At 44.9% G+C, this 14,299-nt stretch carries 10 protein-coding genes; 1 reads left to right on the top strand and 9 read right to left on the bottom strand.

All coding sequences use genetic code 11. The features are described from left to right. The first annotated feature begins 766 nt into the window (after window positions 1–766). Window positions 767–1,396, top strand: a complete 630-nt coding sequence (locus tag AELLOGFF_RS12305) for an SOS response-associated peptidase (RefSeq protein ID WP_159269015.1) — start codon at window positions 767–769, stop codon at window positions 1,394–1,396. A 429-nt stretch (window positions 1,397–1,825) separates the two neighbouring features. On the opposite strand, the gene AELLOGFF_RS12310 is transcribed toward AELLOGFF_RS12305, so the two are convergent. The 9 genes from AELLOGFF_RS12310 to AELLOGFF_RS12350 form a co-directional block, all read right to left on the bottom strand. Next, complete coding sequence (locus AELLOGFF_RS12310) at window positions 1,826–2,773, bottom strand: alpha/beta hydrolase (protein ID WP_200842661.1); 948 nt, start codon at window positions 2,771–2,773, stop codon at window positions 1,826–1,828. A gap of 34 nt (window positions 2,774–2,807) precedes the next feature. Further along, window positions 2,808–4,436: an AMP-binding protein gene (locus AELLOGFF_RS12315; protein ID WP_235035717.1), complete on the bottom strand. Its 1,629-nt coding sequence runs from the start codon at window positions 4,434–4,436 to the stop codon at window positions 2,808–2,810. A 768-nt stretch (window positions 4,437–5,204) separates the two neighbouring features. Then, window positions 5,205–5,981, bottom strand: coding sequence for an SDR family oxidoreductase (locus AELLOGFF_RS12320; protein WP_159269016.1), 777 nt, complete (start codon window positions 5,979–5,981; stop codon window positions 5,205–5,207). A gap of 142 nt (window positions 5,982–6,123) precedes the next feature. Further along, window positions 6,124–6,921 carry a glucose 1-dehydrogenase gene (locus AELLOGFF_RS12325; RefSeq protein WP_235036458.1) on the bottom strand — a complete coding sequence of 266 codons (798 nt, stop codon included), beginning with the start codon at window positions 6,919–6,921 and terminating at the stop codon, window positions 6,124–6,126. Between the two features lie 75 nt (window positions 6,922–6,996). After that, window positions 6,997–8,427, bottom strand: a complete 1,431-nt coding sequence (locus AELLOGFF_RS12330; RefSeq protein WP_159269018.1) for a WS/DGAT/MGAT family O-acyltransferase — start codon at window positions 8,425–8,427, stop codon at window positions 6,997–6,999. Window positions 8,428–8,518: 91 nt separating this feature from the next. Then, a complete protein-coding gene (locus AELLOGFF_RS12335; RefSeq protein WP_159269019.1) occupies window positions 8,519–10,636 on the bottom strand; it encodes a molybdopterin-containing oxidoreductase family protein in 2,118 nt (705 codons plus the stop codon). Window positions 10,637–10,711: 75 nt separating this feature from the next. Further along, on the bottom strand, window positions 10,712–12,076 hold the full coding sequence (locus AELLOGFF_RS12340) for an FAD-dependent oxidoreductase (RefSeq protein ID WP_200842662.1): 1,365 nt from the start codon (window positions 12,074–12,076) through the stop codon (window positions 10,712–10,714). Continuing rightward, window positions 12,069–12,362, bottom strand: a complete 294-nt coding sequence (locus AELLOGFF_RS12345) for a 4Fe-4S dicluster domain-containing protein (RefSeq protein ID WP_200842663.1) — start codon at window positions 12,360–12,362, stop codon at window positions 12,069–12,071. The genes AELLOGFF_RS12340 and AELLOGFF_RS12345 overlap by 8 nt, the downstream gene beginning before the upstream one ends. A gap of 251 nt (window positions 12,363–12,613) precedes the next feature. Beyond that, on the bottom strand, window positions 12,614–14,089 hold the full coding sequence (locus AELLOGFF_RS12350) for a flavin-containing monooxygenase (protein ID WP_159269020.1): 1,476 nt from the start codon (window positions 14,087–14,089) through the stop codon (window positions 12,614–12,616). Window positions 14,090–14,299: the final 210 nt, after the last annotated feature.

Here is a 14,299-nt window from a genome sequence, read left to right on the forward strand (position 1 = left end):
TCATCGAATTTTAAGGTGTGCGCGATTCTAATCTATGAGTTTTTAGCGTTTTATTGACACGAATTTATTCTAAAAAACACGCCATCCATAACTTAGCATACGATATTCCCACGCGTATGAGCTTGGCGATTCATTAGATTTAAAAACATCTTTATATTATTACAAAACCGTTTCGATCGCGTACAGGGAGCGACAGGTATTGGTATATGAGCGCCAATTTTTAGACACGTTTATTTCACTCACCAACACAAAACATCCAGATCCTCATTAAGCACTTTATCCATAAGAAAATAATAATTTTCTTATGGATAAAATACCAATGGTATTCTTAATTGTGCTTTCAACATCTTGAAAAATCGTGATTTCAATCAAAACCCAGTTCTGGATGCTCGACTTGCAAGCTTAACACGCCGACCGCTACTTACTTTTTCTTAAATCGATCCACTAGGTAATCCGCATTCGCATAGAACAATAATGGGATACTTACAGCAGCTAAGACGATAAGCACTGCAGCAGCTACACCAACCCAGTCACTCATTAGACACTCCTTTTTCGGTTATTCATCAACCAACTTCTTAGTTTTATTCTATACCCTCTCAGGAAATAAAGTTATTCAATAGATATTGATCGATAAGCGCAAGATTCATATTTCTATCCATAACTTGATGTTTAAAACTAGATTTGTACACAGTGTTATATTTGAAGGGTAATATGGTCAATATTGGATAAGCAACAATAACCGGCAATTAGGCTAAGTGATTAAAATATGTGCGGAAGAATATTTGTTAGGCCGGAAGCCAAAACGCAAAATCTACTCCATCAACTAAACTTGGAACACTTTACGCTCCCAGACACACCGAATGTCGCCCCTACCGAAGCGATACCCGTTATTCACTACTGGGAGGATAGGCTAACAGTCAGCCCGATGCGTTGGTGGCTAGTGCCAAGTTGGTCCGATGGCCCCAACACAAAGTTTGCGATGTTCAATGCACGTATCGAAACTATCGCCAGCAGCCGAGCCTATAAAGGCCCACTCAAATACCGCAGGGGGATTGTTCCAGTCAGTGGCTTCGTAGAATGGAAGCGCGAAGCGAATAAGAAGCAGCCTTATTACTTTGAGGGACAGGAGCAATCACTAGCCCTCGCCGCCATATGGGAAACGTGGCGTGATGAATTACTATCCGTATCGATTCTGACACAGCCAGCAAATACTGATTTTGCGCAATACCATGATCGTATGCCGGTCATGCTTGCTGGCGATCACATTACGCAATGGCTGGATCATTCAATATCCGCAGAGGACGAGCTTGCCAGCGTACATGGCGCGAGCATTACGCTTTCCGCAAGAGCAGTGAGCACGCAGATTAATAATGGAAGAGTAAAAGAATGGGTGTAAGAGGTTTATCCGTTTTATTCAGTATGTTGTGCTTTGACATAAAAAATCAGAGTTGTAGAAAGTGCGCCTAAAACACAGATAAATGTGATCGTAATATCAAGCATAGTAAATACCTCATCATTCGTTTTTGTCGTGTTCCTAGCTACATAGAACACACTAGAAACTACCACGGAATGGCTATGAAGATGCTACACCTAGCCCGTATTTTTAACTGCTAAATTCATATATCGAAATGTATAAATTCCAGTCTCCGAATCGGAGTACAGCGCTGCTAAATAATGCTACATAGAGGTTCCCGCCGCATCGGGTAGAGCATGCTTCGCTGGGGTCTAGGTTACTACCAAGAAGATAGAGCGACTAAACTTCGTGCCATTTCCTGTTGATTTTCACTTTAAAGTAACCCATTTTTTTACAATACCCCCAAGGTCTTTATGCTGACGAACACAAGTAGCGACGAAGGAAATCCCATGCGCCTTGTTGGAAAGATTTGGATGCTTCCGCCCCGGGAACAAAAAGGTCAAAAGCGTGTGGGGCTCTAGCCACAACGTCTACATCACAAGACACACCCGCTTCTCGCAAACGATGGGCATAGGCGAGATTTTCTTCATAGAAAAGATCGAGTTCCCCCACCCCTATCCACGCTGGCGGAAGATTAGCCAATTCTTCTCGGCGTGCTGGCATCGCCCATTCGGGCAGGTTTTCCTGAGCTACATCATGGCCCAAATACGCGGACCAGCCGTATCGATTGTTAAGGTTATTCCAGCCAAGATGTTGGACAACATCCAACTCTTGGCGAGCAGCAGTACGATCATCCAGCATCGGATAGAAGAGACATTGCGCTACTGGCTGCACACCGCCGGAGTCTAGAACTCGTTGACACAGAGCAGCGGCAAGGCCGCCGCCGGCACTTTGGCCGGCTATCGCGATCCGATTACGATCAACGCCAAAATCATCCACTGATTTTTGAAGCCACAACCACGCTTCGTAGCAATCATCTATAGCAGCAGGATAAATATGCTCAGGCGCCAATCGATAATCGACAGAAACGACAACAGCACCTAAATCATTCACTAAATGCCTGCACTCACGATCATTCATACTCGCTCGGCCGGTGATCATGCCTCCGCCATGAATCCAAATAAGCCCACAACCCGATTGCTGACCTATGGGTGTATAAACCCGCACCTTGGCTGCGCCTATCTCGGTTTCTTGGATATGCACCTGCTGATCGCCAGCATCACGAAACAGAACAGGTTCGAGCATCCGTGTCAGCCCACGCAGAAATCGAGATTCCAGACGCACTGGCGGCATGCGGAGCAGGCCTCGGCGAAATTGTGGCTGCAGATCGCGTAATTGCATGCGCTTATGGGAACTCATAAAGGCTCACCGATCTTTCCTAGGTGCTGCCGCTTCACTGCCAAATCACCCCTTTCACGCTGCCCATAATATCAGCGTAGCTCGCTTCAATATTATCGCGTTTCAATTTCATGGTGGGTGTTAGTCGTTCATTTTCTATGGTCCAGGGTTCACTGACAATATAAACACCAGACAAATGCTCATGTGATTCAAGCTGCTCATTTACTTCCGTAAGCAATTGTTCAAACCGAGAAGTCATTGCCTCTTTCTCCAATGACACACCTTCGACGAGAACAACGATCGCAAATGGCTGTGGCTGTCCCGAACCTGAGACACAGGCCTGCTCAATATAGGGGTCCGCCAACAACAGGGATTCTATTGGTGCTGGCGCAACATACTTGCCTTTTGCCGTTTTGAACTGTTCCTTAACGCGCCCGATAATACGCCAAGCTCCGTTGGCCTGCAGATCACCGCGGTCCCCTGTGCGGAACCAGCCATCCACAAATGCCTCCTCCATCGCCGTGGCATTTTTGTAGTATTGAGTAAAAATCGCCTCCCCCCGAATCAGAATCTCACCCTGTTCGCTAAGCTTCATTTCAACATCATTTACTGGCACCCCAATACTGCCTAGGCGTTCTGGTTCAAACGGGGTATTACCCGCTGCGACACCGGACGTTTCGGTCATTCCCCAGCCTTCCATAATCTCAATGCCAATACGTGTGTACCATTTCAACAACGCAGGTGCGATTGGCGCGGTACCGGAACCAAAACTTTTGCAATGGCCAAAACCTAATTTTTCCCGAATTGACCTAGACACTTCAGCACCACTATCCGAACTAAGTAGCGACTCGAGGGTGTCATAATCAATTTGCGCCAACACTTGAGCTTGAAATTTTGCCCATAACCTAGGAACCGACACAAATTGAGTGACCCTGGCATGCTGCAAGTCACGCATAAAGGTGTCTAGTGATTCGTTAAAAAACACCTCTAGGTCGTAATACATTGAAGTAATTTCTACACAAGAACGCTCCGCCACATGGGCAAGAGGCAGATAAGACAACGCTCTTTTGCCGTCATCTGACTCATAATAAGCCGCCTGCTGATCTCGCGCCGTTGCGCGTATATTGCCATACGTTAAACAAACACCTTTTGGTACACCCGTACTTCCTGAGGTGTACACAATTGTCCACAGATCTTCCGGTTCTGCTTGTGCAATATTCTTGAGCTCCTCGTATTGTTCAAGCCATGAATCAAGGCTGGGCCTCCCCTCCTCAATTCGACCACCAAGTGTGACAACAGGAACATCTTTCAATGCGGCATCCGCGGCAATGGATTCATCCAGTTTCCCCAGTAATACAATCTTGGCCCCACTATGCGATACCACATGCGATATCGTCGACTCGCCAGCACTTGCGTAGATAGGCACGCTCACCATACCGGCCATCATTATTCCTAGGTCGGCGATTACCCAATCTGCACAGTTCTTGGACAAGATACTAATGCGATCCCCTTTATCACAACCATTGGCAAGTAATGCCGATGCTAACTTTGCAGCCCTGCTAGCTGTCTCTGACAAGGTATAAGTCGTCCACACACCGCTGTCCGGCTGATGTAAATACGCCGCATTTGGGTTGGCATCAACCTTTGCCAAAAAACTTTGTAGTGGCAACATCTTTAAATTCATCTTTACATTCCCAATTTTTATAAAAATATTATTGATTCCACGCTAAAACCTAGCGCAGCTGTTTTACATAACGTTTATTACGCTCATCATTTTTTCAGCGCGTTTAAAGAAAAAATCCCGATGTCGCCCACCCTAGGCTACGCAAATTCATTATTAGCAATCTTTGAAGATTATTGGAGCGAAACTCTAATGCAGATCTGCAGTGAGAAGTAATGTTAATAGAGGCCACGTTTTGACCAATATGGCCATTCGATACCTAGAAGCATGTGTATACAATAAGCTACTAATATTTAGTTAACCGCGAATGCCAGATCCAGACCCCGACTATCATTCAATCAAACCCAACTACTCCCTAGAATTCATATTTAAAAACTCCCAGATCAAGCTATGGTCTCCTGCCGAGCTTAAACTACAGCTTATCTATTAATTCACTCAAAATTAAAAACCGAGACAAGTTAAATTACGACAAACAAGAAAATGCTATATAAATTAATTATTAATAACGTTGAAATATAGGGACAAAGTAAGCCGGCAAAAGTAAATTGCCGATACGCCTGTATTCGAGGGGGAGGGAATAGAACTACAACCAAACTGCGCTGTATGTTTATAGTCGCCCAAACTATTTATGTGCGTTAGCCATTTGGAATCTGTCAGTTTTAATCTGAGCTGAAATTTTATGAACCGAAGCTGATTTGGCTAACTTTTTCCAAAGGGGAAACGTAAGGCTTTTTTGTATAGGACAGCTCTGACCTGGACACCGTCCGCGTCCTAGACATAACCTGCCTTCGAACGAACTATTTTACGTCGCAGCGAGCGTGGCATACACTTATTAATAAACGCCCACAGCTTAGCGTCACCACCCAAAATATGCTCTACCTTGTCACTATCAACCGCAGCCAATATCGCATTAGCCACTTGCTCAGGCGTCATATCAACCGTCATCTTGTTACTAGCATCAAAAGACATATTATCCAACATGGTAGATTTAACGAAAGGCGGTTTGATCGACGTCACATGTATACCGTATTGCGACCATTCAATATTCAAAGCTTCGCTTAGACCATCAATGTAAAACTTTGAGGCGCTATAAACAGCAAGTTGCGGCCATCCATGGATACTGGACGCTGAACAAAGATTAATAACCACTGAGTTAGATGTACTCTTCAGCAAGGGAAAGGCACTTTGGAGAACGTGAGTCGCTCCTTTGATATTGATATCAATGATTTTATCGTGCTCTATGGGGTCTATTTGTTCAAAAGACCCGTTAGCAAGCACACCCGCATTATTGACCAGCACGTCCAAACGCCCCCCAGTTTGGGCAGAGAAGTGGGCAAACGCCTCGTCAATCGAGACTTTATCTCTAACATCTAGAAACTTATAGGTCGATTGTTCCTCTCCAATACCAGAACTAATTGCCGCAAGCTGTTCTACTTCAGGAGAGTATAGACCCACATACCAACCGTGATGAGCAAACAGCTTTGCTACCGCTTCACCAATCCCACGAGATGCACCGGTTATAAATACAGTTTTTCTATTGTCAGACATAATAAACCTAGTGGTATTAATGTTAACGGCTGACTAGCAGCTGCAAGCACCGCTAATAACGTACAGAGGGAGTCATCATTTTAACTCCCCACTCGTTAGAACTAACGGAAAACGTCAACAGACCTCGCTGCCTCGGTAACGATTATTGCGCGGTGTAACCGCCATCTATGACCAACTCCGACCCCGTCATATAACGTGACTCATCCGATGCTAAAAACAGTGCGCCATTAGCAATATCTTCGGGGTTCCCCAGCTCGCCAAACGGAATTTTTGCCAATAATTGGGCGCTGAGTTGCTCTGCTTCACTCGCCGGAAGCGATTCAATCGCCGCAATCACCAAAGGTGTCGCAATAAACCCCGGGTGAATCGAATTAACCCTAATTCGATATCCTTCATTAGCACAATGAAGGGCTGCAGACTTAGTAAATATGCGGACTCCGCCTTTGCTGGCGTTATACGCTGCACATGTTGCCTCACCTACAATGCCTTCAATAGATGAAATATTAATAATTGAACCGCCATTTTGCTTCATGGCCCGAACAGCTTGTTGAGTACCGAGGAAGACAGAATCAAGATTAATGCTCTGGGTTCTTTGCCACTCTGCCAATGTGGTACTTTCGACACTGCCACGCATTCCAATGCCGGCGTTGTTAACTAGTACATCTAAGCCACCAAACTCGCTGAGTGTTATCGCAATCACTTCGGACCAACGCTGTTCGTCAACCACATCTTGCTCTACAGCCATAGCGTTACCGCCGCTCTTTATAATTTGATCAACGACATTCTGTGCACCGGCTAGATTAATATCAGTAACGACCACGCTGGCACCTTGCTGCGCAAAACAGTTACAAATCGCTGCACCAATACCTGAACCACCACCAGTCACAATTGCAACTTTATCTTTAAGTCTCATCATTTCCTCTTTGATAGTATTTAACATACGGCTCTTGAAGCCAGTGCATGCAATAAAACAAGAATGTTACTGAACTACGGGCCTAGGCTTGAAATTAGGTTTTCATTCCTTTGCATTTACCAACACATCAGCGGCTTCCAAATGTTCTTTAAAGGATCGATTAATACATTGATGATAAAAATCAGGGTCAGGCATCATCTCTTTACAAGATAAAAACGTTAGCGACAGGTAGCCGTTATAACTTGCCACTGTGTGGAACAAACCGCTTCCATCAGCCAAGCAGCCAAGCCCCATAGCTAGAGACGATTTAGCACCACAAAAATAAAGTGGAAACTGTGGTCCAGGAACATTAGTAACGACAGTATGTGGAGTCGGCGCTTTTGACATCAAGCCGGTTTTCGCAGCCGCTCGCATCCCCAATGACATTAAACCCGCTGGAATAGACTCAATCATTGAGCTCATCATATCCGCACCGACTGCGTCGGCGTAGGCCTTTGACGCTACTGCATCGCTGTGAATACCCTTGAGGCGTTCCAGTGGGTCAGCAATATCAATACACATTTTTACATTCATCGCCGCCACTTCATTGCCACCGTCAGCATTAACGCCTTCTTTTGTTCGGGTGCTAATGGGAACCATAACCGTCAACGGGCCGTCTGGCATTTCATTTTTCTCGCTGAGATAGTGACGCATAGCACCACTCACAATACTCAGTAAAACATCATTTAGGGTCGCGTCTTTAACCACATTTTTAATATGCTTGAGTTGGCTTAACTCTATACGTAAACCACCGAATACGCGCTGCGGACTAACGTCGGCGTTAAAGCGTATTCGTTCTTTTAAATCATGTATGTGGGAAGTGCTGTCAAATCTACTGCGTATTTTGTTACTACGAGATTTTATCACCTGCCCTGCCATTGTTTTTATTTGCTTAGGCGTTTTAAACAGGTTTAGATACGCCTTGCCCAACATCTTAAGTTGGCCTGGCTCACTCTCGGGTTTCCAAGTATCAGCAACCTTTATCTCCACGGGATATGGCTCTAAATCATGTAATGCCACCGCCATTTGATTGCCGGTACTCCCATCAATAGCGGCGTGATGAGTTTTAGACAACATTGCCCAACTGCCACTGGGTAAGCCATTAATATTATCTAGCCCCTCAATGACATAGGCTTCCCATGGCGGACGGCTAAGATCAAGCGACTGGCTTTGCAAGCGGGCAATTAATATACAAAACTGACGCCAGTCACCCGGTTTAGGCAGAGCGATATGCCGCACGTGAAATTCCAGATCGAAATCAGCATCTTCAATCCAATATGGGCTATCTAAATCAAAGGCAACCCTAGCTAGCTTTCGACGGAAAACCGATGATCTACCCAAGCGTTGTTCATAACGCTGTAAAACATCCTTAAATCGTACGGGATTTTCACCAGCAGCTGGCGGGTCATAAACCTGAAGACTTGAAATATGTAAAGGGGTTCTAGGCGTCTCTAAATTAACAAAGAGAGTGTCTGTAGGACTCAACTGCTTCATGGTATATCCTTATAATTTTTGATGATCACTTTCTAGTATACATTCACCCATCGGTGAAGCAGCCCTATTTCACATTGAACTTCAGGATCCTTCAACTAGCCAACTCAAGATCGACCGGCACCCCGCACAACCACGACATATTACTCAAGGGCTCGTAACTGCCTGGGCCCGTCGGCATTAGCTCGTTGCAGTTAACCCCAGGGTTGCGCTCGGCTATACGCATTGAAGGCCGACCCGCGCCATAGCCGTGGCTTAAAGACACCGTTCCTGGACGCAGGTCATCGGTAATGGATAAACGTGTTATTACACTGCCGTATTGGTTGTACACACGCACCTCGTCACCATCGAGAAAACCTTTTTCTGCGGCATCTTGCGGGCACATATTCAGCGGATTAACTTGCAAGGTCCCACTCCTAAACTTATTCGAATTTGCCAGCCACGTGTTGTGCATATACGGCGTTCGTCGTGAAATAAGTTTGAGTGTATCTTCTGGCTCATTTTGTAATTCTTCAAAGATGGATTCGCAACGTTCAAAAAGCCCAGCACTCTCAAATTCTGGTGGATAACAGTTGATACGCTTATCGTCATGCTGAAGGCATTTTTCGAATAAGTCGTCACGACTCTTTTCAGGGAGATACAGTGTTTGATGCGGTTGTTCTCTGAGGGCTTCGATCGATGTGCCGCTGTACGCAAGAATTCCACGTATTGCTGCAAGGTCATCAGTGCTTTCGTTGGTAAGCGACAAGCCCATCTCCTGCTCTAAGCGGGCAAGAATTTTCCATTCATCTTGCCGCTCAGCTTTAGGTGCAACTACCGCATCAGAATAGATGATCTTTGGCGTTGTTTGAAAGCCATTAGATAGCAGATTGGTATCTGCACGTTCCAAGAAATCTGTTCCTGGTAATACATAATCACATAACTCAGAGGTGTTATTTCTTACAACATCAACTGACACCATCACATCAAGTTTCTTAAAAGCATTGCGCATTTTAGTTTCGCCACCAACACTCAACAATGGATTACCGCTGAGGCAAACTAAGGCCTTGATCTCACCGGATTCGATAAAATCGGCAAGTAATGCACCGGGCATTGCCATATAACCGGTGGGGTTAGTGAAATTAAAATCTCCCAAAGCTGTCTTAACAATCTGACCATTAAGGTCCTGCTTTGAATACACGTCAATTGCCCCTGCAGGCTTGTAACTACCACCTTTACGGCCCAAATTACCAGTAGCAAAATTTAACATCTCAGCAAGCCAGTGACAGATAACACCCTGACGACTCATGTTGACGCCCGTGGAGATGTGAACCGTGGCCGACTTTGCCGAAGTAATATCAGCCGCAACGGTTTTGATCTCATCGATACTAATACCGGTGACACCGGCAACACGTTGCGCTGGGTATTTTTTTATAAACGCCTTAAATAAATCAACATTACTGCCATACCTCGCTAACATCTCTTCGTCGAAGCCACCCAGTGCTTCAATCTCGCAAAGTACAGCCGCCAAAAAATAGGCATCGGTCGCAGGCTTAATCAGCAATGTTTCACCGGTCTTTGAGGTCGATGACTCAGTTTTACGCGGATTAACAAAGCATACTTTGCCGCCACGAGACTTAATGTCCTCTGTCACTTTGCCGGAGGTATTTTCGGTTGAGACTGTCGTCCACTTGGACACCCGTGGATTCGCACCCATACAGAGCAAATAGTCGGTATTGCTAATATCGGGAATCATTGCGCTAGTTGAACCGTAGATAGCGACAGCACTGACTATTTTGTTGGTCATGTCTTGTGTTGAAGAACTAAAGACCATATCCGTCCCGAGAAGGCCGATAAATTGTGCTGCAGACATAAGCATTCGGGAATTAAAAGCCATTGGGTTGCCTGAATAAACCGCAACCGAGCTAGGCCCGTACTGATCAACCAGAGACGTGAGCTTGGTACTGATTTCCGAATAAGCCGTTTCCCAATCTATTCGCTCAAAATCGCCCTCGGTTTCTTCACGGGAATTGCGACGGCGCAAGGGATAATTCAATCGATCTGGATCATTATGAAACTGGAGGTATGACAAACCTTTGTGGCAAGCGAGGCCACCTGAAGGGTAATCGTGATTGGGTTTGAGCCCAACGATTTCACCGCTGTCGTTAACTTCAGCCAACATCGGGCACATAGGTTCACAAATTCTACAGAATGTATGTTGTTGCTTATTCATGAGAAACCCTTCTGGTTACGATGACGTCTGTTGTGAAATGAATCACAGGGATTTGAACGTGTGTATGACACAAAATTATTGATCGGCAGCCTTTAGAAGCTCGCGGGTGTCACATATTTTTACGCGTGGCCTTTCATCTTCGGCACCCTTTAATCGCTCATGGCGATCAATGTTTTTCCAGCCTTGAAAATTGATTAGCTTTGGCTGACGACGACTGAGTACACTAAGCACCTCAGCAGAACTTTTTGATGCCGGTGTTAGCAAGCCGCCAGCGAAGTCTTTTAGTAAGCTATCAATGGTATCTCGTGCGCATTTTTTATTAGAACCGATGACACCTTTAGGGCCGCGTTTTATCCAACCCGAAACATAGATTCCGTGCAACTCAGTGCCTGCAGAGTCAACTCTGCCATGGGTATTGCTAATTATTCCGCGCGATTCATCAAAGGGTAATCCGGCAATAGGTGAGCCCTTATATCCGATAGACCGCATAAGCAAGCCAGTCTTAATTTGAACGTATCTGTCAGTCGCTCGCGCACGAACTGAACCATCGTGACTATATTCCAAACTGTTTTTTACGACCGACAGGCTTTCAACCTTGCCGTTACCAGATAATTCAACTGGGGAGCCTAAAAAACGTAGGACAATACGCTTTTCAGCGCCACTAGCACCTTTGGCTGCAAGTAATCGCAATGTTTCTACTTTACGACGCTCTTCCCACGTGGCTGATGCCAGACGACCATCGTTGTCGTCTAGCTGGCCGGGATCGTCGATAATAACGTCAACACCGACAAGGTGAAGTAATTCCTCTATCTCAGGATTATTGAATGCGCCTTGAAAATGGCCACGTCGAGCAAGTAGCACCACTTCTTTAATTTTACTTTTACGCAGTGCGCTAATTGCATGATCGGCAATATCAGTTTGCTGTAGCTCTTTAACAGGGAGTGTAAGTATTCGAGCGATATCTATCGCAACATTGCCATTACCGATGATAACAGCGCGCTCATGACTCAAATCAAGATCTAAATTACTATAATCTGGGTGGCCGTTATACCAAGCAACAAATTCACGTGCAGCCAAACAACCCGGAAGATTCTCGCCAGGGATGCCCATACGAATATCGTCGTTGGCTCCCACTGAGTATATAACCGCGTCATACCAGTCTAACAGTTCAGCAGGTAACACATCGGTGCCAATCTCTACATTGCCAAGAAAGCGAACCCTAGGATTGTTTAAGTAGTGATCAAACAAACGGTCTGCCACAAGTTTTTTCTCACTGTGATCAGGCGCAACACCAGACCTCACTAATCCCCAAGGAGTAGCAAGTCGTTCGTAGAGATCGATCTCGACGGTATGGTCATTGTCTTCCAGTAAATGAGCAATGCTGTACAGTCCTGCAGGCCCAGCTCCGACAACCGCTACACGCAGATTCTTATCATTCATGGTTTGATGTGCTCCCCGCTGCTGCAAGAGGTTTTTGGCTAAAGTAATCAGCGTTGATTTGGGTATAGTGCTGCCATTTGAGGGGGAGGTGATCTTCTTTGTAGATCGCCAGGACTGGGCAAGCTTCGACACAAGCCCCACAATCGACACAAACATCAGGGTTAATATATAACTGTTCAGCTTTCTCAAAGCCAGGATCTTGTGGCATTGGGCTAATACAATCGACTGGGCAGATTTCCACACATGAATAATCGGCTATACAGGGTGCTGCTATTACGTAAGTCATAAAATTTACTCAATATTTCTTTATTTTTACAAATTATTCAATTTCGTATGCAAACACAGAGAATGAAAGCCATTCAATAAAATTGAAATTAGAAACAGTTCGCCCAGCCATGTGTAGTGTTGATTAATATGAAATCATACCAACGCCCAACAATGTCAAATTGAACGTCCTTTTCATGCCAACAATTATTTATTCATCAATATTTTATAAATTATTCCATACGAAATTGGTTACTCATAAAGAATCACTTACTACTTTATCTTTTCAAAATCGTAGTGATCAAAATTAGGTTTAGCTGTACGTCGCGAATATTCGCACATAGACCCCACCCAGTTATTGGTGTTTACGCCTTCGGCAGTTTTATACCAACTTTGGCAATCACCTTCAAAAGTTGAGCCTTCACTTCGCTTCCGAATTTCTTCATTAAATTTTAAGTGGTGCTTCTCTTGCACATCAATAACATCCCAACTGCGATCTCGTCGATCAATAAGCAACTTGGCAAGGTAGCGCTGCTGGCGTTCAAGCATATAAACGATAGAGCCTGATCCAAGATTTGAATTTGGCCCATAAAGAGTGAAAAAATTTGGGAAGCCCGAGACAGCCATACCTAAATAAGCATTTGCCCCTTTTGCCCAGCGTTCATGTAGCAGTTCGCCGTTCTTACCCGTCACCTGCATTGGCGCTAGAAATTCGGTTGCAGCAAAGCCAGTGCCATACACAATAGCGTCAACCTTATGCAATACACCGTCTTCACCGCGCACTCCTTCAGCGGTAATTTCTGTTATCCCTTCCGTCACAACATTTACATTTTGCCTTGTTAATGCCCTCAACCATTCAGTGGTTAACAACAAACGTTTACAACCAATTGGGTAATCAGGTGTCAAGCGCGCCCTAAGATCCGGATCCTTAACTTGAATTCGCAATTGCAACTTAGACATAACGGTGAGCAAGCGTTCTGCCCAGCGGTGTCCTCGATAGGCATAGCCAAGAGCTTCAGTTAACAGAAAAATACGTAGACGATCAATGTCATGAATTAAAGGAATATGATCTAACAACCAACGTTGCCAGCCACTAAATGCCTTTTCCACCTTAGGGCCTACCCACCCTGGTGAGCGCTGAAAGACATGTAATTTTTCAACCCGCTTGGCAATTTCGGGAACAAACTGCACCGCACTGGCACCGGTGCCAATAACCGCAACCTGCTTTCCAGACATATCAAAGTCATGGTTCCAAGTAGCCGAGTGAAAGCTAGTGCCTTTAAATTTATCCTGCCCAGGTATATTAGGTATTGACGGGCGGTGTAACTGACCAACAGCACTGATTAAGATATCGGCTTCGTATATCTCGCCGCTGGCACTGTGTATAACCCAAACGGCTCTTTGTTCGTCAAAATTTGCCGCTATTACCTTTTGCTTAAACTTGATATGACTGTAAATGTCATATTTCCTAGAAACAAAGCGCATGTATTCTTTGATTTCATAGTGTTTACCGTAACGATATTGCCACGGATAATGAGGTTCAAAAGACCAAGAGTAAAAGTGTGAGGGTACATCGCAGCCCGCACCTGGATAAGTGTTTTCACGCCAAACACCGCCAACATCTTCGCCTTTCTCCAAAACAAGGAAGTTGTCTATCCCGGACTTTTTGAGGTAGTAGGCCATGCCCAAACCACCAAAACCTGTTCCGATAATCGCTACCTGATAGTTATTTTTTGATTTATTGCTCACATTATCCCCTATCGAATAGCACGACGAACTATTGGCCATCTCTACCAAAGATCTATAGAACTATACGAATCGTTAATTTCACGCCAAATTCACTACTAGTGAGGTTTATTTTATTAGGTTTATCTTGAGGTATATATGTCATCAACTGAATGATAGATTCGGCCATGTTTTGACAGTTCGAACAAGCCTGACAAGAGGTTGATCAGAAAC

This window comes from Zhongshania aliphaticivorans (assembly GCF_902705875.1).
Taxonomy (GTDB): Bacteria; Pseudomonadota; Gammaproteobacteria; order Pseudomonadales; family Spongiibacteraceae; genus Spongiibacter; species Spongiibacter aliphaticivorans_A.